The organism is Desulfobacterales bacterium (assembly GCA_030066985.1).
Lineage (GTDB): Bacteria > Desulfobacterota > Desulfobacteria > Desulfobacterales > JAHEIW01 > JAHEIW01.
In genome coordinates this window covers 1-22729 of sequence record JASJAN010000019.1, presented here as the reverse complement: position 1 = coordinate 22729, position 22729 = coordinate 1, and the positions used below count along the sequence as shown (strand labels likewise).

At 46.6% G+C, this 22729-nt stretch carries 23 protein-coding genes and 1 tRNA gene; 11 read left to right on the top strand and 13 right to left on the bottom strand.

Going from position 1 to position 22729, the window contains the following annotated elements:
• Positions 1-2 precede the first annotated feature (2 nt).
• Positions 3-1430, bottom strand: coding sequence for a flippase (locus QNJ26_10665; protein MDJ0985998.1), 1428 nt, complete (start codon positions 1428-1430; stop codon positions 3-5).
• 53 nt (positions 1431-1483) lie between these two features.
• Entirely contained in the window at positions 1484-2035 is a 552-nt protein-coding gene (locus QNJ26_10660; protein ID MDJ0985997.1) for a winged helix-turn-helix domain-containing protein, read from the bottom strand.
• A gap of 732 nt (positions 2036-2767) precedes the next feature.
• Between QNJ26_10660 and QNJ26_10655 the strand changes: the two genes are divergently transcribed.
• A complete protein-coding gene (locus tag QNJ26_10655) occupies positions 2768-3322 on the top strand; it encodes a prepilin-type N-terminal cleavage/methylation domain-containing protein (protein ID MDJ0985996.1) in 555 nt (184 codons plus the stop codon).
• Positions 3323-3351: 29 nt separating this feature from the next.
• On the opposite strand, the gene QNJ26_10650 is transcribed toward QNJ26_10655, so the two are convergent.
• The gene (locus tag QNJ26_10650; GenBank protein MDJ0985995.1) at positions 3352-3849 is read right to left on the bottom strand and encodes a PilZ domain-containing protein; all 498 of its coding nucleotides are present in this window, start codon (positions 3847-3849) and stop codon (positions 3352-3354) included.
• Between the two features lie 199 nt (positions 3850-4048).
• On the opposite strand from QNJ26_10650, the gene QNJ26_10645 reads away from it, so the two are divergent.
• Complete coding sequence (locus tag QNJ26_10645) at positions 4049-4297, top strand: hypothetical protein (GenBank protein MDJ0985994.1); 249 nt, start codon at positions 4049-4051, stop codon at positions 4295-4297.
• Positions 4298-4375: 78 nt separating this feature from the next.
• Here the strand turns inward: QNJ26_10645 and rpe are convergent, their stop codons facing one another.
• The 7 genes from rpe to QNJ26_10610 form a co-directional block, all read right to left on the bottom strand.
• A complete protein-coding gene (rpe, locus tag QNJ26_10640) occupies positions 4376-5035 on the bottom strand; it encodes a ribulose-phosphate 3-epimerase (protein MDJ0985993.1) in 660 nt (219 codons plus the stop codon).
• A 164-nt stretch (positions 5036-5199) separates the two neighbouring features.
• Positions 5200-6171: a PASTA domain-containing protein gene (locus QNJ26_10635; protein ID MDJ0985992.1), complete on the bottom strand. Its 972-nt coding sequence runs from the start codon at positions 6169-6171 to the stop codon at positions 5200-5202.
• Positions 6168-7523, bottom strand: coding sequence for a 16S rRNA (cytosine(967)-C(5))-methyltransferase RsmB (gene rsmB, locus QNJ26_10630; protein ID MDJ0985991.1), 1356 nt, complete (start codon positions 7521-7523; stop codon positions 6168-6170). The genes QNJ26_10635 and rsmB overlap by 4 nt, the downstream gene beginning before the upstream one ends.
• Before the next feature lie 156 nt (positions 7524-7679).
• On the bottom strand, positions 7680-8621 hold the full coding sequence (gene fmt / locus QNJ26_10625; protein MDJ0985990.1) for a methionyl-tRNA formyltransferase: 942 nt from the start codon (positions 8619-8621) through the stop codon (positions 7680-7682).
• Positions 8618-9127 carry a peptide deformylase gene (def, locus tag QNJ26_10620; protein MDJ0985989.1) on the bottom strand — a complete coding sequence of 170 codons (510 nt, stop codon included), beginning with the start codon at positions 9125-9127 and terminating at the stop codon, positions 8618-8620. Before def ends, fmt begins: the two co-directional genes overlap by 4 nt.
• 131 nt (positions 9128-9258) lie before the next feature.
• Positions 9259-10338 carry a lysylphosphatidylglycerol synthase transmembrane domain-containing protein gene (locus QNJ26_10615; GenBank protein ID MDJ0985988.1) on the bottom strand — a complete coding sequence of 360 codons (1080 nt, stop codon included), beginning with the start codon at positions 10336-10338 and terminating at the stop codon, positions 9259-9261.
• 49 nt (positions 10339-10387) lie between these two features.
• Positions 10388-11332, bottom strand: coding sequence for a bifunctional riboflavin kinase/FAD synthetase (locus QNJ26_10610; GenBank protein ID MDJ0985987.1), 945 nt, complete (start codon positions 11330-11332; stop codon positions 10388-10390).
• A 127-nt stretch (positions 11333-11459) separates the two neighbouring features.
• On the opposite strand from QNJ26_10610, the gene QNJ26_10605 reads away from it, so the two are divergent.
• A tRNA-Leu gene (locus tag QNJ26_10605) sits at positions 11460-11546 on the top strand.
• Between the two features lie 69 nt (positions 11547-11615).
• Here QNJ26_10605 and QNJ26_10600 read toward each other — a convergent pair.
• Together QNJ26_10600 and mtaB are read right to left on the bottom strand one after the other, a co-directional pair.
• The gene (locus QNJ26_10600) at positions 11616-12137 is read right to left on the bottom strand and encodes a peptidylprolyl isomerase (protein ID MDJ0985986.1); all 522 of its coding nucleotides are present in this window, start codon (positions 12135-12137) and stop codon (positions 11616-11618) included.
• Positions 12138-12244: 107 nt separating this feature from the next.
• Entirely contained in the window at positions 12245-13555 is a 1311-nt protein-coding gene (gene mtaB, locus QNJ26_10595) for a tRNA (N(6)-L-threonylcarbamoyladenosine(37)-C(2))-methylthiotransferase MtaB (protein ID MDJ0985985.1), read from the bottom strand.
• Positions 13556-13921: 366 nt separating this feature from the next.
• Here mtaB and QNJ26_10590 point away from each other — a divergent pair, with 366 nt between their 5' ends.
• The 7 genes from QNJ26_10590 (at position 13922) to QNJ26_10560 (ending at position 20916) form a co-directional block, all read left to right on the top strand.
• On the top strand, positions 13922-16078 hold the full coding sequence (locus QNJ26_10590; GenBank protein MDJ0985984.1) for an alpha/beta fold hydrolase: 2157 nt from the start codon (positions 13922-13924) through the stop codon (positions 16076-16078).
• A 392-nt stretch (positions 16079-16470) separates the two neighbouring features.
• On the top strand, positions 16471-16752 hold the full coding sequence (locus tag QNJ26_10585) for a hypothetical protein (GenBank protein MDJ0985983.1): 282 nt from the start codon (positions 16471-16473) through the stop codon (positions 16750-16752).
• 82 nt (positions 16753-16834) lie between these two features.
• Positions 16835-16993: a ribbon-helix-helix domain-containing protein gene (locus QNJ26_10580; protein ID MDJ0985982.1), complete on the top strand. Its 159-nt coding sequence runs from the start codon at positions 16835-16837 to the stop codon at positions 16991-16993.
• Positions 16994-17054: 61 nt separating this feature from the next.
• Entirely contained in the window at positions 17055-17681 is a 627-nt protein-coding gene (locus QNJ26_10575; protein ID MDJ0985981.1) for a PilZ domain-containing protein, read from the top strand.
• Positions 17682-18062: 381 nt separating this feature from the next.
• Positions 18063-18617: a DsbA family protein gene (locus tag QNJ26_10570; GenBank protein ID MDJ0985980.1), complete on the top strand. Its 555-nt coding sequence runs from the start codon at positions 18063-18065 to the stop codon at positions 18615-18617.
• Between the two features lie 64 nt (positions 18618-18681).
• Positions 18682-19941 (top strand): M48 family metallopeptidase, encoded by a 1260-nt coding sequence (locus QNJ26_10565; GenBank protein MDJ0985979.1) that lies wholly within the window; start codon positions 18682-18684, stop codon positions 19939-19941.
• Between the two features lie 60 nt (positions 19942-20001).
• Positions 20002-20916, top strand: a complete 915-nt coding sequence (locus QNJ26_10560) for a M55 family metallopeptidase (protein MDJ0985978.1) — start codon at positions 20002-20004, stop codon at positions 20914-20916.
• On the opposite strand, the gene QNJ26_10555 is transcribed toward QNJ26_10560, so the two are convergent.
• Entirely contained in the window at positions 20890-22008 is a 1119-nt protein-coding gene (locus QNJ26_10555) for a site-specific DNA-methyltransferase (protein MDJ0985977.1), read from the bottom strand. The genes QNJ26_10560 and QNJ26_10555 overlap by 27 nt on opposite strands.
• Before the next feature lie 114 nt (positions 22009-22122).
• On the opposite strand from QNJ26_10555, the gene QNJ26_10550 reads away from it, so the two are divergent.
• A partial coding sequence (locus QNJ26_10550; GenBank protein ID MDJ0985976.1) for an FAD-dependent oxidoreductase occupies positions 22123-22729 on the top strand: 607 nt, incomplete at its 3' end.

The following is a 22729-nucleotide window of genomic DNA, read 5'->3' as shown; positions in this document are numbered from 1 at the left end:
AATCAACCTTTCAACATCTGTTTTATCAATGATTTGTCTTCATCATCAAACCACTGAAGAATAAGTAAAGCAAGAAAATATATCAGGGTGACAAGGGGAATAATCAATAGAAGGTGGAGGCTGCTTAACGCTTTTATTAAAAATAACGATAGTGCTATCGGGATGCAAATTTTGAGATGATGAAAATATGACCACTTAAGAAAAGAAATATTAAAATTTTTCATATTAAATGCGAACGCAAAGATGCATCCGATACTTTCAGTGATTACGGTGGCGATGCTCGCGCCAATGTAGCTCCACATGGGGATTAGAAGTAGGTTTAGAATGATATTGCACACAACATTTACCAAAGAAAGCCACATGTTAATCTTTTGTTTGTTTACTGCTGTCAACGTGGTGGAAACAAGCGTGCTTATGAATATAATTCCACCTGCAAAAATTAAAATTTCCAAAGCACGGGCTGATGGAAGAAACGCTTCACCGTATAAAAATAGAATAATTTCTTTGGATAACATAAAGCCCACACAAACGATCAGTATGGCTGCCGTTATTAGGTATTTGAAAGAACGGATAAACGTTTTTGCTAGTGATGCAATACCTGTTTGATAAAAGTCACTCATCAATGGAAAAACGGACCTGACATAGGCATCAGGTAATAAAAGCAGGCTGCTTAAAATGATATACGCGCCATTATAGAAACCGACGGCTTCATCTCCTTTTAAAAAGGATAACATTATCGTATCTACTCGGTAATAAAGTGTCACAAACAATGCCATTATTGCCAGTGGCCAGCATTCTTTTAGAAGATATCTAATTGTTCGTGTATCCCAGATTAATGATATTGCAGTGAAGCATTTTGCTTTTTTAAAGAAAAGTATTAAAGGAGGAATTTCAGAAATAATCAGGGTCAGAGCAACAAAATATAAGTTGAATCCAAATACACTTGCAATATAAATAAAAATCAGGGCCAGGACCTTACCCGTTAATTCAATTAACACCAAATAAATTGATTTGAGGTGTGCTTCGAAAATGACTTTAGGCGTTCTGAAAATGTTAAACCAGATAGTTATGGAAAGGATAAAGATAACTTTTGATGATTCAGACGGTATGTCTAAAAAAAAGGTGAGTAAAATGGTTAAAGTGATAGCAAAAAATGAAAAAAAAATTTTGACAAAAAAACCGCAACCTATCAATCGTGAGGCCGCTGTTTTGTTTCTAGAAATTTCTCGGATTAATACTGTATCGATACCAAATATGCTTATGACGTTAAAAAACGCCAGAAATGCCATTGCGAATACGAATTTACCGTAATCTGCTACACCCAAATATCTGGCCAGCAGAACCATTGTAGCCAGGTGTAAAATTCCGATCACAACCCTGCCCAGGAATAACCAAAGCGTATTTTCTGCAATTTTTCGTACGATAGCCATATTTGCCATAAAACAGGTGTTTGAATTCTCACGCTAAAAACATAAAAACGAACTTACCGCCTATTTGAGGATTCCCAAATTAGTACCTTGGGTCGGTTTTCTAATCTGGGTAGAAAGGCCTTGAATTCATCCGGACGTAAAACCAATGAACGAATTTTACGTTTGATATAGCGTTCGGTTTTTCGGCTGAGATCATTGAGATGGTAATGATCGATATCACCCACCAGAATGATATCGATGATGCCGGTATCTTTGCCTTCAGCATAGTCATCGATCAGGTAAGCGCTTTCAAGGTTTCCCAGGCGTTCGATAATGCTGTCAATGACCTGGTCGATACCCATCACCTTGCTGACCATCGATTTTAGCTCCGGAAAAAGCGCATGGCGGGTGTTGGCTTTGTAGACCACCTGGCGGCCGTTTTTTTCGGATTTGAGCAGGTCGGTTTTTTTAAGTTGATTAAGCTCCTCTCGAACGGCGTTGGTCGATACATTGAATTCTTTGGCCAGTTCCCTTAAATAGGATCTTGCTTGCGGATTAAAAAAGAAACGCATCAGCAATTTAACCCGCGTTTTAGATGCGATCAGTCCTGACAAAAGATTTTCCAAATTATGCCTCTTTTTGAGTAGTATTATTACTCATAATACCAAAGATAACATTGATTTGTCAAATTTCATCGGATAAAAAGTGGCCGAATTAATGAATAAAACATTTAGTATCAATAAGTTATGATTTCGTGTCGTCACAAAAGAATGGAAATACCCATGCCCCAGGTCATGTCTTATCAAAATCTATATCGGTTTTTGGATTTAAAAGCTGCGTAGAATTGGTTGGATTGAATCCAGAGCAAGTGGCCTTTCAAAATAGTCGCAAGCCGGGTAACGTCTAAAGACCTTTCATATCGGATATTCATTATGTTCAGCTGTTAGCAATTGTTATCATTACCTAAAACCTGCTGATAAAAAACCCTGGTGCAGATAATCATCTGCGGCCCGAGCTGTGATTGCAAAAAACCGTTGTAAGTGAACGGCAGCTTGCTTTGGGGAGGCTCAACTTTCAAGCCCACCAAATCATATCAGAGAGCCGTGCCCACACATCAGATCATAAGCCCGATAAACCCCGATGGAGCGCCCAATATTGTCAAAAATGGGTCATTTTGGGGGCATTATCTTGTTTTTGACAGCTTGGCCTACCGATCTATCAAGCATCTAAGTTACTAAATTCATTATAATAATAAAATAATTTAAGAAATGGCATAGCATTTGCAAAATTAATTTCAGACAGCTTGTCTGGCCATGCAAGACTGTTTGCGGGCATTACCCGATTAGACATTTATGATTATGAAGCGCATTGCGAACAATACAGATGGGGCCGTTACAAACGGTTCCGGCGGATTTACCCTGGTGGAACTGATGATCGTGATTGCCATCATCGGCATTCTTGCGGCCATTGCTGTCCCCAATTATATGCGCTACCGTAAAAAAGCCGCAATATCTGAAATTGCAGCTAATCTTAAAAACTTTAAGACAGGATTTATTGCTTTTGCGGTCGAAAATGAATGGTATCCGGATGATTGCCACACCGACAACGGCCCATACGGTCTGCCGGACCAGTTAGATGGGGTTCCGATCACAGATATGGAAGACTATATTATGGTTGATGAATGGTCAACGCCAACATATTTAGGGGGCAGGTATAACTGGGAGGGACCGGATACCTATTGGCCTACTTATCCGGATGGAAATGGATATTTCGGCATCTCTATAGACGGGGCCACCGCCTCTCAAAAGGATTTGCGATTTCTGGACGGATTGCTCGATGACGGTGATCTGTCCACCGGTGAATTCCGGCTAACACCCAATAGCCGCTACACTTACATATTCGAGGAATCATAGCGCTAAACGAGGATGATAAAACCTTGCGTCTAGCTATGGACCTGCAGGCGCAGGGCAATGATGTCATCAATCATTTTGCGCTCAGTTTCCGTCAACTGCAAAAATCTTACCTTCATGCCACGCACGACGATTTCTTCCTCAATGACATTCTGATTGTTCCAGATGACCTCAGCGTGAAAGCGATGCGCTTGGCGGTGGTGCAGTAAGATTTTGATCGTAAAAGACACGCCAACCGGCAATGGCTGGGGGCAGGTGACAAAGGCACCGCTGGTCGTGAGCTCTTTTATGCCGACTTTCATCACGCCCGCAGGCTTTTCAATCAGGGCGGGACGCTTGAGCTGAACCCTTTCAGCTTGTGCGGTTACCTCTTTGACTTCAAATTGTAGATGTTGCACGTTTTTGCCGTCGGCGTCGCCCAAGACTTGCTTTTTATAGCGCGACACCACCCGCAAAAAAATGAAAAACAGCAGGGCTAATACGATCGATATAAACGGCAAGCCCTGTATGATTGAACTCTTTGCGTCCATAGGCATTAACTGGTGTTATTTGACTTCTGACTACCAGCGTATAATGTTCAGTGCAATTTGTCTACTAGAATGATCCGAGTGCTATTTTTCGAATAAGATTTGACAAGATAATTTGTTTATTTTATAGTAGCTTACGGGATCAAAACGGCCATTGCGGATTTGAAATTTCCCCCCCGATAGCGAATCTGATGAATGCGCCATGGTAGATATCGATTACATAAAAGAATATAACGTTAAGAAGGAATCTGCCAAAGAAACGGTCAAACGTTCCGCATTTGACCGCCGTTCCGGCGAAGATAAACGCTTGCGTTATAACCTGGACTATTTTACGGATGGCGGTCGAGAACGCCGCGATGGTAAAGAGCGGCGCCAATCCGGAGAACGCCGCCGCGGCTGGGCGCGGGTATACAAATGGTGCAGTGTGTTTTTGGGCAAAAAAGCATCATAACGTCATTCAGGTGTTATGTGCCTGACCCCGGGGGTCGGCCAGGCAGGGCGAGTTTCAGTGGCCCTGCTTTTTTTATGGCTAAATGCCTTCCATCTTCTGGCGCAAGCGCTGGATGGTTTTTTGGTAATCTTTTTGACCGAATATGGCCGAGCCGGCCACAAAAACATCGGTACCGGCGGCAGCAACTGCAGCGATGGTTTTTTCGTTCACCCCGCCGTCGACTTCTATTAAAATGCTGAGTTCCCGTTCCTGAATCTGTTGGTGCAAGTCTTTGATTTTATCAATGCTGTTGGGGATAAATGTTTGGCCGCCAAAACCGGGATTGACGCTCATAATCAGGACATAATCCACGTATTCAAGTATGGATTCGAGGCTGGCTACCGGGGTGGATGGGTTCAACACAACACCTGCCTGAGCGCCGGAATCTTTAATTAGTTGAACCGTGCGGTTAAGATGGGTGCAGGTTTCAACCTGGACGGATATATAAGCAGCGCCGGCGGCGGCAAATGCCGCGATATAATTGTCAGGATTGTCGATCATCAGATGCACGTCGATCGGAAGGCTGGTGACGCGTTTGACGGCTGCAACGATCAGCGGACCAATGGTAATGTTGGGTACGAAATGACCGTCCATGACGTCGGCGTGAATCCAGTCTGCACCCGCGGCTTCAACTGCTTTGATTTCTTCTCCGAGTTTCGAAAAATCTGCTGACAGAATTGACGGCGCAATCAGTTTCATTTTTTTCTCCCTCAAGGTTTCAATCTTGACTTACGGTTTGTTGCTGTCTTTATCCGTAAATGGCAGCTTCTGGCCGCTTGCTTCTGGTATCTGGCTCTTTTTGATCGACTTGCCAGCCGCCAGCGGCAAGAAGCCAGAGGCGAAAAGACGGTAACCCTTGAACCCTAATTTGCTTTAAAAACCTGGGTCTTTATAAGGCGATCATTTTCATATACAAATATGGTGGCCTCACGATCGGTTGGAATCAACAGCCAGATTTCTTCCCCTGCTTTGACAAAATCATCAAACAGGTCGTTGGTAAACCCTGCCGTATTGAGACTCACACGAATGTGTCGATTTAAAAAACCGCTGTCCAGTCGGTAGCTAAAAAGATTTCCGCTTGCCTGGCCTAAGGAAGGGCTGGATTTTTCTTTATGCGCCTCACGGTTGATCAGCAAGCGCACCGTGCTGCCGATGACAACCCGTTGGCCGGATACCGGTTCCTGCTCGACAATGGTATTGCGCGGTTTATGATCTTGGTAGGCTGACTTTAGCTCTCCGACCTTTAGATTTAGGTCTTCAATTGACTGCAGCGCATCTTCAAGCGTCAAACCAGCCAGATTTGGCATTTTAAAGGCCTTGGGTCGTGGCCCCAGACTCACTAAAAGATCAGCACACGCTTTGCGGGACACCACAATGCCGGATGCGGGGACTTGCGCGATGACGGCATCTTTTTCTATATTAACGTGATGGGTGCGCGAAAGCTCCCCGCGACACATATCGTTTTCCTCTAAAATAATATCGGTCTGTTGGATGGAAAGGCCCAGTAAATACGGCATGGCAAATGTTTTGGAACCTTTGGACAGAATGATTCGGACATCCCGGCCCTTTTTGATTTCGGCGCCTGGTGTTGGTTCCTGGAAAACCACATGATTTTTCGGAATATCACCGGTATATTCTGAACCTTTGACTTTGGTATTGAGTTCAAGCTCGGTCAGAATTTCCAGGGCGTAAACGACATCTTTGCCTTCAAGATCTGGAACAATAACGGTATCTTCGCTTTTGATAATTAGCGTAAGGGTTAAATAGGCGCTGATGCCGGCAACAAAGATAAACGCCAGGCCCAGACCGACGATTTTGGCTATCTTTGAAATCACTTTTTTCTTTTGAGACGGGCTAGATAAAATCCGTCCATTTGCTCGATAAATGCAAGCGTTGTAAACCCGGTATTGGATTTGATGGCAGGGCGTATGTCTTCAGGCAGTGCGCCCCAGCGTTTATCTATAACAAAATCCGGTTGGTTTTTCAAAAAATCCTCGATGACCGCTTCGTTCTCTTCAAATTCCGTGCTGCAGACCGCATATACCAGGATGCCTTTGGGTTTAACCAGCATAGCCATATTTTTAAGAATTTGTTTTTGAATGCTGGCCTGGCGCTCCACACGGGCCAATGACGCATGCCATTTAATGTCTGGATTACGCCGCACCACACCCAAGCCGGAACAGGGCGCATCTAGTAGAACCCGGTCGTAGCGGTTATGATGAAATGGTTCAACTGGATTCAACAAATCTTGGCAGGTGGTCGTCACGATGATTATCCCCAGACGCTGCATTTCATCATTAAGCTGTTTGAGCTTTGCGGCATTGCTATCCATAGCACAAATAGTGCCCTGGTTTAACATCAATTGCGCTATATGTGATGTCTTGCCGCCCAAACCGGCACATGCGTCCAACACAGATTCACCCGGCTGGGGGTTTAACAGTAGGGCCACCAACTGGGCGGCTTCATCCTGTACCTGAAACCAGCCTTCTTTGAAGGCTGCCAGATGTTGAATTCTTTGATTGGGATTTCGTATGTTAATTCCGTCAGGTGCGTATGATGTTGCTGCGAGGTGCTCAACCTCGCCAGCTAGATGCGGCATCAGATCCTGGCGACACATCTTGAGCGTATTAGATCGGATGGTAATGGGCGGAATGGTGTTTATAGATTCCGAGAGGGCCATAATGGTTTTTGCTGATAAGCGCTTTAGCCAGCGTTTGGCAAGCCATTGTGGAACGGATTGTCGAGTTGTTAAAAACGCCAGCGGGTCTTGTTCGAAAGAATCAAACATCACACGATTGTGTTCAGCGGCGGCTTTGCGCAGCAGTGCGTTGACGAAGCCGGCTGCTTTGTAATTATGGGTCTGTTTGGTTAGTTCCACAGCAGTATGGACTGCGGCTGAATCCGGCACGCGATCCAGAAAGAGTATCTGAAAAAGACCCAGTCGCAAGATATTCAAAACCACCGGCTGGATTTTACGCATGGGCATTTTGGAAAAATACGCGATGATATGATCCAGACGGCCGCGCCATCTTAATACACCGTAGACCATGGCATTTAGCAGCGCCCGATCCCGTCGGGAAAGATAGGCTTCATCCTGGGGCAGCTCATGTAAAATGCGGTCCAGCGTTTTTTTTCCCCGCTCTAAAGTATTGAGAACCTTCAAGGCACTATATCGAGCATCAACCATTTTCTCTATTGATGGCGTGATGGGGTATTTGCGTACTGGCGTAAAGGTAACGATATGACAACCTTTTGACATCCCACCAATATTCCATATTCAAAAGACATAAGTATTTTTGGCAAGTCTGAAAACATCTTTAAGAGGATTAATCGTTCATAGTGTTTATTGTAAAACCGTTCCCGGCGGCAACGCATAACCTCTTAAAAAATCGGCAATGGCCAACCGTTTGCCAGAGGGGCCTTGAATCTCTAATATCGATAGTGCCCCTTTGCCGGTGGCGACCATCAATTCACCGGGAAAGAACTCAAGAACAGTGCCGGCGGATTCCGAAACCGGCTCTAAAATCGGTGCGGCTTTTAGGATCTTCAAGCGCTGTTGATGGTGAAAGGTAAATGCCCCGGGCCAGGGCGTCATGCCCCTGATAAATGCGTCTAGTGCTTTGGCCGATTTGTTCCAGTCGATACGGCCATCTTGTCTTTTTAACAGTGGTGCATAGGTAGCGCCGGTGTGATCCTGGCCCTTGGGCGTGATTTTTTGAGCGGCCAGATCCTTTAACGTTTGCAAAAGCAAATCGGCGCCGATAACCGCCAGACGGTCATGCAGGGTGGCTGCAGTATCTGCAGGCAAAATGGGTTCTGAACGCGACAATAGGATGTCGCCCGTATCCATGCCCGCATCCATATACATGGTTGTGATGCCGGTCTGGGTTTCGCCATTGATAATGGCCCATTGAATCGGTGCTGGGCCTCTTAATTTTGGGAGCAAAGATGCATGCACATTGATGGCACCCAATTTGGGTAGCTGTAAGATTTGTTCGGAAAGAATATGGCCGTATGCGATCACAATCAGCAGATCAGGCCGAATGCCCTGGACCTGATCGATCAATTCAGCTGTATGGGGTTTGGTCGGTTGGAGCAAATTGAGGTTTAGCGCCAATGCTGTTTGCTTAACCGGCGGCGCCGCCGGTTTGCGGCCGCGACCCTTGGGGCGATCAGGCTGGGTGACAACCATCGCCAAACGATAGCCTTCCTGGTGGAGCATTTGAAGAGAAGGCACGGCAAAGGCCGGAGTGCCCATAAAGATGATAGTGAACTTGTCTTTCACTTCGACCGCAGTTTCTTTTTTATCCGGCGCGTATATATTTGTCTTTTCAAAGCGCTGATGTGGTCGATAAATAGCTTGCCTTTTAAATGGTCGATTTCATGCTGCAAGACAATGGCCAGCATTCCATCAGCTTCCAATTTCAGCGGTCGGCCCTCGCGGTCAACGGCTTCAACTAAGATGGACGAATACCGTTTCACGTCTGCGCGAAATTCCGGGACACTCAGGCAGCCTTCATTTTCGGATAAAATTTCGCCCTCTTGATCGATGATGCGCGGGTTGATGAGAACCTGTAAATCACTTCCGTCATCGGACGGAGAGATGTCATAAATGAGCACGCTGCGGCCCCAACCCACCTGGATAGCCGCTAGCCCAACGCCTGGTGCTGCATACATTGCGGCAGACATTTGATCAATCATGTTTTGAACATCACCGTCAATGTTGTCCAATTCACGGGTTGGATTTCGAAGGGTATTATCCGGATATGTCAAAATTTTGAGTGTCGACATGATACATTGTTACCTGAATTTTTCGGCAAACCTCAGCCGGCGGCAAAATTTGGTGCTTGGATTGCCGACCGTGCAGTGCGCCTGAGAATTGCTTTTATTATCTCACAAAGATCAGCGATTTTTCAACCCGTTTACGCTTTGGCGGATTTTTTTTCATAAGATAACTGCCAGATATTGACGCTGGTAATGATGGCTGAAACAAAACCGACAACAATGACCGGAAACATCTGTACGGCGTGATTGGCCAAAGTAAAACCGGCAGCAACATCTGACGAAGTCCCGAACAAGGACATGGCGAAAACGCCACCGGCTTCCCAGAGCCCCCAAAAACCAGGGACCGAGGGAAGGGCGATAAACAGGCAAATAATCACCATGACCGCAAACATTTCTGTAAAGGTCAATTGAACCCCCGGACTACCAAAGCTGAAGGCATAGTAAGAAAACGCCGCAATAATCCACACCAAAAGCGAATAGATTGAACAAATGATGATTTTTTGGGGATGTTTTACTAACGTAAATCCTTTGGCAATATTGTCAACAAAGCGAGTGAGCGGTTCGCATGCTTTGACGCGGATTTTTGTTTTCGTGGTCTCAGAAGCAAAAATGAACAGAAGCGGAAGGGCCAAGATCAACTGATGGATGGCACGACGAATCGACGGGATACTCACGGCGATCATGCCGATCATCAATAAGATGCCCATGAGAATGATACGGTTAAAAAGGATCTCCAGCGTGGCGCGATTGAGCTGAAAATTCCCGAATACAATTTGCACTTCTGGATTGATATCAATAGCCGTGAGGGTGATGACCGCAAAGGTCACCAGCGCGGCAACGTCAAACACGCGCTCGGCGGCAACCGTTGCAATCCCGGTGCCGAAGGGCACCTGTTCTTTTTTTTGCAAAATAGCGGGACGTGCAAACTCTCCGAGTCTTCCCGGAAAGATGCAGTTAATCATAAAACCGATCATCATAGGATGAAATGCTGGCCATATGCCGATTTTATGAGTCGATGCCAGTATAAATTGCCAGCGCAGCGCGCGGACAAAAAAGCTTAGGAGTACCAAAAATGTGGCCGGTATCACCCAGACATAATTTATCGATCCCAGATAAACAACGAGATCCCCCAGCGGGACGTTGCGAAAGGTAAAGTAAAGAGCCGCCACTGAGAGCGCAATGCCGATTGTCAGAGAGATAAGCAGATGATTTTTCATAAAGCAGACAGGGTTTTGCTGAGACGCACGGTATTCAATCTGTTAGCATTTACTCGTCATATACGACCAATATTTTCTGGGCGGCTTCAATATCTTGATGGATCTGGCTTTTGAGCTCGTCAATATGTCCAAATTTCTTTTCATCTCGTATGCGCTCAATGAAATTGACGCGTATCTTCTGGCCATAAATATTATCGCTGAAATCCAGAATGTGAACCTCAACAGTAAATTCATTGTCATTGAAAGTGGGGCTGTAGCCAATATTGGCCACACCTTTGTAAATCTGGCTCTGGTATTCAACTGTCACGGCGTATATACCGGTTTTGGGACACAGCTCGTCTTGCAGGTTGATATTGGCCGTCGGGATGCCCAGCAGTTTGCCGCCGCGATCACGCCCTTTAACCACCATGCCCCTGATTTGATAATGACGACCCAGCATTTTGCGAGCCGATTTGATTTGACCCGCCATCACCAGTTTTCTGACACGAGTGCTACTGATACGGTCCGGCACATCTCTAGTGGCCTTGATCCATTCGGCCACAATTACTTCATAGTCCAGTTGGGAGGCATAAGATTTTAGAACGGCCAGGTTGCCTTCACGTTTTTTGCCAAACGTGTAATCTTCACCCACGATGATGGCCTTCATGCCGATTTTTTTGATGAGCAATTCTTTAATGAATTTTTCGGCTGACAGTTCAGCAAATTCTTTTGTGAAGGGCACACAGATGAGCACATCGATGCCGGAGCGTTCGATGAGTTCTTGTTTTTGCTCATAGAGGGTAATCAGGGGAGGGTGGTTGTTTTTCTTTAACACCCGCATGGGATGCGGTTCAAAGGTCATGGCAATCGCAGTACCCTTTAGCGCATCTGCCTTTTCGATGACCTCATGAAAAAGTGCCTGGTGGCCAATGTGAACACCATCAAAGTTTCCAATGGTAATAACCGCATTGACAAATGGTTGTTGAATACGTTCAAGACGATCGATAATCTTCATTTTAAGTCTAAGCTTATCCCCCTTGGTCTTTAACCGGTTGCCTGAAATAACGCCTTGACATGCATAGTAAAAAAAGATATTTAAAGCAACCCTTGAGCACCTTTTGGCATCAGGGAATGCCGTGCTTGCCGAAGTGGCGGAATTGGTAGACGCGCTAGGTTCAGGGTCTAGTCCGGGTATCCGGGTGGGAGTTCGAGTCTCCCCTTCGGCACCACAATGATAAACACAGAAAGCGCAATTTCAATATTGCGCTTTTTTTGCTCTAAGTTTTGACCTTTTAATATTATCTTCGAATTTTGATGCTGTTGATGATCACCGGCTCCAAAGGGGTATCACCCGGCCCGGTTTTAACGGCACCAATTTTTTGAACGACCTCCAACCCTTTGACGACTTTTCCGAAAACCGCATGTCGATCGTCCAGGTGCGGTGTGGGGGCCAGGGTAATGAAAAATTGGCTGCCGTTGGTGTTGGGCCCGGCGTTGGCCATCGAAAGGATGCCTGCATCGGCATGCCGTAATCCGGCATCAAATTCATCTGAAAATTGATACCCTGGACCGCCCGTTCCGTTTCCCTGCGGGCACCCGCCTTGAATGACGAATCCGTCAATCACGCGGTGAAATGTCAGGCCATCATAAAAATTTCCGCCACGGCTGGTCTCCTGGCGGCCTTCAGCCAGGTTAATAAAATTCCAGACGGTTTGCGGGCACTCCTTGGCGTAAAGTTCTGCCTCAAAGTCGCCTAAACTGGTTTCAAACAAGGCAACCGGTCGATCAATGTCTTCTTGGTAGTCAATTTTTGTGCTCATGATAGGTTCCTTTTCTAGTGTAAGATGTTTCTGACAAGCTTCGAGTTAAAGACTGCTGCGTAAGAACTAGAAGCATTCATTTCGAGATAGTCAAAGATCCTATGCCCTTAATCACTAATACCTATTAGGGCATCGTCAAGCTGTTCAGTCATGCGGATCGTCATTAGTCGATTCATCAAAGAATCATCGGCATCAATTAGTACGGTGATATAGTTGGATGTGAGGCCTCTTAACAGACCGGTTGATGAGTGGCGAGATGATTCGATCAGCACTCGTTTTTGCTGTCCAATAAACTGTTGATTAAACTGCAGGCGCTTGGCATTTCCAAGACGACGCATGTGTTCAGATCTTTGTTTAATGATTTGGGGCGCCACTTTGCCGGTGTAGTTTGCCGCCGGTGTGCCCGGTCGGGCCGAAAACGGAAAGACATGCAGATAGGAGACCGGCAGCGCCTGAATGAACGCGTAGGTATGGTTGAAGGCGGTGTCGGATTCACCGGGAAAACCGACCAGAATGTCAACACCAATGGCGGCTTCCGGAATGCGTCGGCGAATATTGTCAACGATTTGCTTGAAATCATCGGGTGAATAAGGTCGTTTCATTTTTCTGAGAATTTGGTCATCACCGCTTTGCAGCGGGATGTGAAAGTGGCGGCAAAACCGCTCTGATTCGGCTATTTGCTGAATCAGCTCATCGCTCAATTCAAGCGGCTCTATGGAACTAAGTCTTATGCGCGGGATGATGGTACGGCGTTCGATACGCGCCAGCAATTCGCTCAGACGGGTTTTGGGTTTTAAATCTCGGCCGTATTGACCCAAATGAACGCCGCTGAGAACAATTTCAACAACACCTGTCTCGCACAAGCCCCGAATCCCTTCCAGGACATCATCTGGTGGCAGGCTGCGGCTTGGACCTCTGGCTTGCGGCACGATACAGTAAGTGCAAGCGGCATTGCACCCATCCTGTACCTTAAAAACCGGTCGTGTACGGCCACCGCTGATGGCAGCAGAAGGCAGTGTGAGCGCCTGCGATTGGCACTTTTCATTGCAGATGGTAAGGGGGTTTTCCTTTGTCTGCGCCTGTTTAACGTCGATCAGTTCGCCAAGGCGGTGTTTGTCGGTGTTGCCGACAATGTAGTCAACACCACTGATTTTTTCGAGGGCTTTTGGTTCGGTCTGTGCGTAGCAACCGGTAACCACGATGCAGGCATTTGGATTACTGCGGATAGCATGACGCACTGCCTGGCGGGATTGCATGGCGGCTTTCTGGGTTACGGTACAGGTGTTGATGACCACCATCTCCGAAGCTTCACAGTCATTAACCGCTATCCAGTCTTTGGCTTGCAGTTGGGCTGCAATCACATCGGATTCGGACTGATTCACTCTGCAACCCAGGGTGTTGACTTTAAATTTTGGCATTATTGTCTGCTTGGTCGTTGATTTCGCATCGGTAGCCAAACTCAGCCCTCAATGCGGCTTTTTAAATTATTGCTATTTCGCGCAACTGTCAACTTATGCTTGTGCAGATGTTGCTGGTGTGCCTTGGCGGCCAGGTTATTTTGCAAAAACCACATCCGTACAGGGGTTTTGCTTTCAATTTATTGATTTTCGATTGATTATCTCATATTATCAGAATAAAGAGATATTCCCAAATGACCCACCTCAGGGACACGATGAGGACAACAGCCGACCGTTTTAAAGAGCATCTTAAAACATCACCCGAAACCAGCAAGATTCTTACGCGCGCACAGCGCATTGAGGCTCAGTTTCGATAAAGGTTAGGCAATGCTGAATCGATTTGCATATCGAACCACAGGATTGGCTATCAGAACGATTACCAACCTGTCAAAGGCTCAAATTTCCTATCATGGCGAAGATAATATTCCCGCCGGATCCAATATATTCGTCATCAATCATTTTACGCGACTCGAGACCTTTTTGATGCCCTATGTGATTTTTCGTCTGACCCATGTTCCGGTCTGGTCTCTGGCATCGTATGAGCTGTTTAAAGGCGCCTTTGGGGCCTATTTGGAAAAAGTCGGCGCTGTTTCCACCAAAAATCCGGATCGGGATCGCCTGATCGTTAAAACCCTGTTGACCGGTGAGGCGAATTGGATAATTTTTCCTGAAGGCCGCATGGTTAAAAATAAAAAACTCATCGAAAAAGGGCGTTTCATGATATCTGCGGCAGGGGGCAAGCGTCAGCCGCATACGGGCGCCGCCACCGTAGCGTTGAGAACCGAGTTTTACCGTCAGCGTCTGAGAAGATTGCAGGGCGAAGACGCCGAAGAAGTTCAGCGTCTGGCAGATCAATTTCAAATCAAAGACATGGATCCGGTTATTTTTGGGGATACCCATATTATTCCGGTTAATCTGACCTATTATCCGATCCGGGCGCGCGAAAACATTCTGAGCAATCTGGCCATGCGTCTGGTCGACGATTTGCCGGAGCGTCTGATCGAAGAGCTGATGACCGAGGGATCCATGCTGCTTTCAGGAGTGGATATAGATATCCGTTTCGGCGAACCCATCGAGATATTCGAGTGTCTTCAATGTTCCCCGATTGACATGGATATTTCTACCAAAAGACGGTTTAATTTTGATGATGCCATCCCTTCACGAACCCGGCTGCGAATCGAAGCCCTCAGATTGATGGAACGGTATATGGCCGCCATTTATAATTTGACGACCGTCAATCATGACCATCTGTTTGCATCTATGCTGCGGGCGATGCGCACCAAATCGATTGATGAAAAAGACCTGCGTAGACGTGTTTTTTTGGCCAGCACCCAAATTCCGCAAAACAACAATATTTCTCTGCATCGCAGCTTAGATGATGATCAGGTGCATTTGCTAACCGACGACCATTATCACAAGTTCCAGGATTTTTTGACGGTGGCGCTGGATACCGGCATCCTGTTGCGGCAAGGCAAAGGGCTTGTCAAAGACTCCTCAAAATTTTCTTCTGCTTATGATTTTCATCGGGCCCGGATTGATAATCCGATTGATGTGATGGCCAATGCGGTGGAACCCATCACCGAGCTGCAGCGCGTCGTCAACCGTTTGGCGGTTCAGCCTCGGTTTTGGATTCGCCGCAAAGTGGCCAACTACCTGATGGATGCATCTATTGTGGAATATGAAAAGGATTATGCCACCTTTAAGATCGAAGGTGAGTCTAAGCCCGCTTCAGTGGGCATGCCCTATTTGATTAAGGGCCGCTCCAAGAAGCTGGGCATCATTCTCTCCCACGGCTATATGGCAGCGCCATTAGAGGTCAGAGAACTGGCTGAATATTTAGGTCGGCTGGGTTTTTGGGTATATGCACCGCGTCTAAAAGGACATGGGACATCCCCGGAAGACCTGGCGATGCGCTCCTATAAAGATTGGCGAGATTCTGTTGACCGTGGCTATGCGATTATCAGTAATATTTGTGAACGTGTGGTAGCCGGCGGGTTTTCAACCGGCGCCGGTCTGGCCTTGGATCTTGCCGATCGGGTCGATGGCGTGGCCGGTGTTTTTGCGGTGGCTGCGCCCCTGCGTCTTAAAGATTTTTCGGCCCGGTTTGCCCCGGCAGTTGATATGTGGAATCGTCTCATGCACAGAGCTCGTCAAACAGGTGCAAAAAAGGAATTTGTAGAAAATAAGCCGGAAAATATTCACATTAACTATGTGCGCAATCCGATTTCAGGTGTGGTGGAAATCGATCGGCTCATGGATGATTTGGAGCCCAGATTAGCCACTATTAAAGTGCCGACCCTGGTGGTTCAATCCAGCGGTGACCCCGTTGTGGAGCCCAAAGGATCCCGTGAGATTTTTAATTTGATTGGGTCAAAAGACAAAGAATATCTTCTGTTTAATTTTGATCGGCATGGTATTCTAATGGGTGACGGTGCCCAAAAAGTTCATGAATCTATAGGTAATTTTATTAAACGATTTAAATAAAATATAATAAAAATAATAAAGTATAACACTATAGTTTGATCACCGCTGTTTCCCAATTTAAATCACCTTTGTCACCCCCCTCGCACAAATGCTGTCAAATCCCTCAGCTATTTTTGCAAGGACTTGCTGATCGCAGTTCGGCAAAGCAGTCGTTGACACGCCGCCCACGGATTAAATGACCGATTTTGATTGATGGGCGCGTTGAGGATATTATTTCTTAAAATCTATTTAACCATTTATTATTACATAGAATATCGTTATTTTTTATGGTTAAAATACATGGAAATTTTGACATAAACTGTTATTTATATTACAATAATTAACATATTGAGCGTTTGATAATGAACGCAATTCAAACCTTCATTATCCTTTTACAAGGATTCGTCATATCTATGAGAAATGGACTTTGGGTCATTGGCATGGTGTTCATGGTTGCCTGCATGAAAACGATTCCAGCAGTTAAAGTAGCAGAAGAACCCATGGTGCAGGAGTGTACATACGTTGCAACCCTTTCGGAAAACACCGATCCTGGAAGAATTATGGATAACTACCGACCTCCGGAGCATCAGGATGAAATTTTGCAACGGGCCGCCAACTTGGGCGCTACGCATGTTGTCTGGCTGTATGATTATCGGGTGGGTTCGGCTGCCAAAGCCTATCGCTGCAATCAGTGATTGGCGTGCAGCTGAGTCCCTAAACAGGAAATTTGCTTAAAGGCCAATTTTAACCCCTAATATCGAATTGAAAATAATCCATATGGCAAAACGAAAGATGTATAATACCACCCTGGATGCTGATTTAATTAAAGAAATCAGGATCCTGGCCGCACAACTCGAAAAACGCCAAAACGATCTGCTCGAAGAGGCCATCCAGGACCTTCTTGAAAAATACAAATTCAAACAACCGGCAAATTAAGCGTTATAAATACTTGATTTTTATCATCTCATGGTGTTATGAGACACCCTGAGGTGGTTTGATGAATTCAAATCCTGAAAATAGAGACCACACCCGTTTTGATTACCAGGCACCGATTGTTCTCGAAGACGCCAAATTTGGTGTTCTACAGGGGGCCCGAATGTTCAACTATAGCGATTTCGGGCTTTATTTTGAAACCGATCACTTCTTAGCACCCGGGTCTGATATCTACATTGGCATTCCCAATTCTCCCTACACCCCTGATCCTGACGTTTATGAACGATATCAAGTTGTTATAAAATGGCGCCGACCGCTAAAAAAATCTTCTTTCTATTATGGTTATGGTGTGCGGTTTTTGGATACCGATCCACTGGACCGACCCATTGAAAGAGGAATTGAATCCCGTAAACACCCCCGAAAACCATGTTCTTTATACGTCAAGTATGCGGTTGGTCGCAAAATTTATCCCGGTGAAGTTAAAAATATCAGTCTGGGGGGCTTATTTATAAAAACCAATGAAAAAGACGGATTAGATGTCGGCACAACCCTTCAGCTGGCAATTCCCAATCACAAAAAAGGCAATGTTATTCAACGTTATGCCAGAGTCATATGGTCCAATCGCAGTGGTTTTGGGGTGGTATTTCAACGACTGGTCAAAAAGATATGGCAGGGTCAAAAAGAGGCTTGAAATCCGCTTGACATATGACAATGTGGTATTAGCATAATATATAGCAGCTCAGGCTGCAAAGTCGTTAATCGGTTAACCTATAAACTTAACCCTTAACACTTTCCTCTATCCCAAGTGGCCCATTCCCCATGGGCCGCTTCTTTTTGAAACCCACCCAATTGCTATCTGAATCTTGACAGATTCAAAGCGTAACTTATGTTATTATTGAGGTGGTTGTTTGTGAACCTCCTTCAATCTCCTCGTTCTGCTGGGTGGTTCCTTGGGACCACCCATTTTATTTGATAGCCATCTGGTGCAATTGTTGGCCCATTAGGAGGCCGAATGCCATCTATGCCCGTGCTGGAAATATTTTCAGACTATATCTGACCCTGGTGTTATTTCATCACCGGGCGTGTTGCACAATTAAAGCAAGAGCTTCAAATAACCGTAAAATGGCTGGCTTTCCCTCTTCATCCAGAAACCCCTCCGCAGGGAAGATCACTCAAGGATTTATTTGCCGGGCGCAATATCGACATCCCCCAATTGCTTTCCCATCTTAAACAAGTGGCGCAGGACTTGCGTCTACCCTTTGGGGAGCGGCAGATGACTTATAACAGTCGACGGGCCCAGGAGCTGGGCAAATGGGCAGAGCAGCAAGGAAAGGGCGACACTTTTCATGATGCTGTTTTCCGTGCTTATTTTGCAGAGGGACACAATGTGTATGATATGAATATATTGGCCAACATCGCAAAGTCAGTTGGACTTGATGACACAGTTGCGCGACAGGTGCTCGAAGCCAATGATTTTAAAGCGGCAGTCGACCGTGATTGGGCACGGGCGTTCCGATCGGGTGTAAAGGCCGTGCCCTCCTTTTTGCTAAAAGGGCAAATGCTGGTCGGGGCGCAACCGTATCATGTTCTGAAATCATTCATGCAGCAGCAACTGACCATCTTATAGCCCGCAACCCATGCTGCCCGTTTAGGGTGCACAACGTAAAACATATTAAGCTGAGAGATGTTGTATGAACGGGATTGCCTTTGTCATTCTCATTGCTTTGGCTGCTGATTTTTTTCTACATCTGCTGGCCGATGGTCTTAATCTCAGACATCTAAGTCATCAGCTGCCAAAGGGCTTTGAGGGCATCTATGATGCGCAGCGTTATCGCCAATCCCAGCGCTATTTAAAAACCCATACACAATTTGGCTGGATTGCATCGGCTTTACAGCTGATTGCTTTGCTGGTGTTTTGGTTTGCCCATGGCTTTCCCTGGTTGGACCGCTGGGTACGGGCGTTGGAACTGGGGCCTATCCTTAGCGGTCTGCTGTTTATTGGCGTCTTGTTGTTGTTTAAAGCCGCGCTAACATTACCGTTTAGCATCTATAAAACCTTTGGCATCGAAGCCCGCTTTGGTTTTAATAAATCCACAGCGACCACCTATATCCTGGATTTGCTCAAAGGTTTGTTGCTGACCATTTTATTGGGAGCGCCGCTATTAGCAGCCATTTTGGCATTTTTTGAATACGCCGGTCCCCATGCCTGGTGGATCTGCTGGGTCGGGATTACCCTCTACATGTTGCTGGTCCAGTTTATTGCCCCGGTCTGGATTATGCCGTTGTTTAATAAGTTTACACCCTTAGAGGAGGGGCAGCTGAAATCGGCAATCTTAGATTATGCCCAAGCCATCGAGTTTCCGCTGGAAAATGTCTATCAGATGGACGGCTCCCGCAGATCCACCAAGTCAAATGCCTTTTTCACCGGCTTTGGCAAGCACAAGCGCATCGTGTTGTTTGATACCCTCATCCAACAGCACACGGTTGCGGAACTGGTTGCCATCTTGGCCCATGAAATGGGGCACTACAAAAAGAAACATGTTCGCCAGGCTTTTGTCCTGGCCGTCTTGCAAACCGGATTCATGCTGTTTTTGTTGGCACAATTTATTACCTATCATGGCCTTTTCGACGCCTTTTTCATGCCCCAACAGTCGGTCTACGCCGGGATGCTTTTTTTTGCCATGCTGTATGCGCCAATTGAACTCTTTGGTGGGCTCCTGATGCAGGTGCGCTCCCGCAAGAACGAAGTGGCTGCCGATCAATTTGCAGCTGCGACCACCCAGGATCCCGCTTCGATGATCAGCGCGTTGAAGAAATTGTCGGTTCACAACCTGTCGAATTTAACACCCCATCCGTTTTATGTGTTTTTGAACTATTCTCACCCGCCCGTTTTACAACGGATCCAAATCCTGTCAAGTGCGCCGCTGGCGCCTGAAGGACACAACCTTTAAAATGGCAATTGCGCTTTCAGATTTTCAGAGCAAAAACGTGATGACAATGAGGTGTTCAAAGTGAACCGGCACTTAACGCACATCCTGATTTTAGCTGATCTGGAGGGAAGCTCCGCCTGCTGGAATTACAGGGCCGCTTCTTTTTTGACCGATGATTGGGCGCGGGCCTGTCTGGGCTTAAGCCGGGATGTTAGCAGTGTCGTCAGCGCGTTGTTTGATGCCGGCGTTGAAAGCGTCACCATAAAGGACTTTCATCGCACCGGCTATAATTTATTGACTGAGCGCATTGATTCAAGAGCCAAGATCGTTTCAGGTTTCCGTCGGGGACCCGTCCCGGGCATTGGCCATCCAGGCGAGTCCCAGGCGGTCATGCTTTTGGGAATGCACGCCGCATCAGGGTCGCATGGATTTTTGGCCCATACATTGACCTCGCGGATTGCGCGACTGGAGGTCAACGGCCGCTTACTGGCTGAAGTTGAGTTATTTGCCGCCTCGCTGGCACCCTGGGGTATTCGTCCGGTATTTTTCTCCGGTTGTCCGGTTGCTTGTGAACAAGCTGCCGCAGTTATTGATAACCTGCCGTGCTTTGCCATTGACAAATCCAGCGGCCAGCAGAAATTTGATTCTCGGACCTGGCGATCAGAATTGGCGCAAGCGGCAGTGGGCACCCTATCCAATTCTCAAACCGAACCCTATAGACCGGTTGGACCATTTCGTGCCCTTGTGACGCTGCGAAACGGAGCAGCTGAGGCCTCCCGATTGGCCCGTCGCTGGAATTTCAAGCAAAGCGGGGCACAGCTTGAGATCCATACAAAGCGGATGGATCAACTCTATCTGGCGCTGATCAAGCTGTGCTATCTAAGCCCGCTAACGGAAAAGATTTTACCTTTGGCGCTGATGGTCTCTAATATGCGGGGGCGTCTGGGTATGATGTGGGCCCGACGGCGGTTACGTCAATTGGGCAGTATCACTTGAGTATGTGACATCAAAACCCATGTCGCCGTTCATCTGGATGGAAAGCAGCGGATTAATGAAGATATCGGTTTCCTGGCGTGTTTTGACTGGGAATTGATACGGCTGATTGGTGTATTTTAACTGATTCTTTGAACGCTGGGCTTGATCCGCATATACCATATGCGTTTTGATGCGTTGGTTGATGCGCGCATTGGCATAAGGCACGAGACGATCGATGACTGGCAGGATCTCAGACCACAGTGCGCTTTCAATTTCATAGCCAACACAGTTGCGGGCGGCTGTGGCTGCGGCCCACATGGTGGTGCCAATTCCCAGAAACGGATCGACAACCAGATCCCCTATAACTGAAAACATGTTGATCAAACGATAGGGAACCTCAAACGGAAAGGCAGCGCTACGACGACGCGCTGCGCGGTTACCCAGATGCTGGGCAGTACCCTTGATATCCATCCACACGTCTGAAAACCACTGATTGCGTTCTTCCCAAAAAAAGGCGCTCGAGCGCCTGTTTTGTCTTTCGGTTTCCGTTTTAAATTCACGCTTAGAACCCTTGCGCAAAATTAAAATATACTCATGCTCAAGGGTGACATACGCTCCGGGCGGCAGCATACCCGAACCCATAAATTTATTGGGTGCATTGGTTTGCTTTCGCCACAGAATCACCGGCAGAGACTGAAAGCCCAATTTCAACAGCTGGCTGAACATGCGGGCGTGGTTCGGATATAACATGAAACACTGGTTGATCGTGCGGGCGGCATCTCCGACATTGACGCATAGCGTACCACCGGGCTTTAATATGCGCCAAACCTCTTGCCAGACGACATCCAGCTCTTGGTGCATCAATTCAAATGCCTTAAGGCCGTCTTCATCTTGGAGGGCGTGATCAATTTCTACATTTTGCGCGGCGAACATGAAATCCCACATTTCGATCATGGGGTAGGGGGGTGATGTGACCACCAGGTCCACCGTACCAGTTGGAATGGCTTGCATTTTTTTTGAATTTTGAAAATAAATTTGATGTTGTGTAATCATAAAACCGATATTTTCCGAAAACGGATCGTGCATTGCTCTTTCTACTTCAAGCAGGTTCATTTGCTGCCCAATTTGAATATAGAAGGTTCTTGTGCTTGAGATCAAGATAATCTATGAAATATTTTGATCAAAGATTCATTGGGCAGGTCCAACGCCAATCAGTTTAGAGCAAAAATGAGCGAGAAAATAAACATAGCAATAATAGGCGGCGGCATCATTGGCTGCAGCGTGGCCCTTGAACTGGCCAAAGAGCAGACCGATATCTATGTATTTGAAAAAAATACGGGTATTACAAAAGGCGAAAATCAATCTTCACGCAACTCGGGCGTGCTGCATGCGGGTATTTATTACGAACAGGATTTACGTCCGCTTAAAGCCAAATTGTGTATCGAGGGAAACCGTCTCTGGTATGAATTTGCTCAAAAATATCATTTGCCGTGTCAACTAACCGGGAAATTAATTGTGGCCAACGATCGGGCTGATAGCCAGCTTCTTGATCAATATCTGCGGCAAGCCCAGATCAACGGTGTTCCAGATGTACGCAAAATCGAGTCGGCTGAAATCAAACAACTGGAGCCCAATGTTAAGGCCCATTCCGCGTTGCTGGTTCCCACATCTGGCATCATCGACCCCACCGCTCTGCTACATCAGGTATATGCTTCTGCCAGCAATAGAGGCGTCCAGTTTTTGCCTGAAACGGAGGTGATTGACTTGGAATTATCAAACGGTGCGGTGGTTGTCCATCTGCGTTACCGCGACGGCCAGTCCGACCGCATCCGGG

Bases quoted from the DNA above. Each gene is read 5' to 3' on its own strand.
- QNJ26_10665 (MDJ0985998.1), bottom strand. From the start codon at position 1,430: ATGGCTATCGTACGAAAAATTGCAGAAAATACGCTTTGGTTATTCCTG.
- QNJ26_10655 (MDJ0985996.1), top strand. From the start codon at position 2,768: ATGAAGCGCATTGCGAACAATACAGATGGGGCCGTTACAAACGGTTCC.
- QNJ26_10650 (MDJ0985995.1), bottom strand. From the start codon at position 3,849: ATGGACGCAAAGAGTTCAATCATACAGGGCTTGCCGTTTATATCGATC.
- QNJ26_10645 (MDJ0985994.1), top strand. From the start codon at position 4,049: ATGGTAGATATCGATTACATAAAAGAATATAACGTTAAGAAGGAATCT.
- rpe (MDJ0985993.1), bottom strand. From the start codon at position 5,035: ATGAAACTGATTGCGCCGTCAATTCTGTCAGCAGATTTTTCGAAACTC.
- rsmB (MDJ0985991.1), bottom strand. From the start codon at position 7,523: ATGGTTGATGCTCGATATAGTGCCTTGAAGGTTCTCAATACTTTAGAG.
- def (MDJ0985989.1), bottom strand. From the start codon at position 9,127: ATGTCGACACTCAAAATTTTGACATATCCGGATAATACCCTTCGAAAT.
- QNJ26_10615 (MDJ0985988.1), bottom strand. From the start codon at position 10,338: ATGAAAAATCATCTGCTTATCTCTCTGACAATCGGCATTGCGCTCTCA.
- QNJ26_10610 (MDJ0985987.1), bottom strand. From the start codon at position 11,332: ATGAAGATTATCGATCGTCTTGAACGTATTCAACAACCATTTGTCAAT.
- QNJ26_10600 (MDJ0985986.1), bottom strand. From the start codon at position 12,137: ATGAGCACAAAAATTGACTACCAAGAAGACATTGATCGACCGGTTGCC.
- mtaB (MDJ0985985.1), bottom strand. From the start codon at position 13,555: ATGCCAAAATTTAAAGTCAACACCCTGGGTTGCAGAGTGAATCAGTCC.
- QNJ26_10590 (MDJ0985984.1), top strand. From the start codon at position 13,922: ATGCTGAATCGATTTGCATATCGAACCACAGGATTGGCTATCAGAACG.
- QNJ26_10585 (MDJ0985983.1), top strand. From the start codon at position 16,471: ATGAGAAATGGACTTTGGGTCATTGGCATGGTGTTCATGGTTGCCTGC.
- QNJ26_10580 (MDJ0985982.1), top strand. From the start codon at position 16,835: ATGGCAAAACGAAAGATGTATAATACCACCCTGGATGCTGATTTAATT.
- QNJ26_10575 (MDJ0985981.1), top strand. From the start codon at position 17,055: ATGAATTCAAATCCTGAAAATAGAGACCACACCCGTTTTGATTACCAG.
- QNJ26_10565 (MDJ0985979.1), top strand. From the start codon at position 18,682: ATGAACGGGATTGCCTTTGTCATTCTCATTGCTTTGGCTGCTGATTTT.
- QNJ26_10555 (MDJ0985977.1), bottom strand. From the start codon at position 22,008: ATGAACCTGCTTGAAGTAGAAAGAGCAATGCACGATCCGTTTTCGGAA.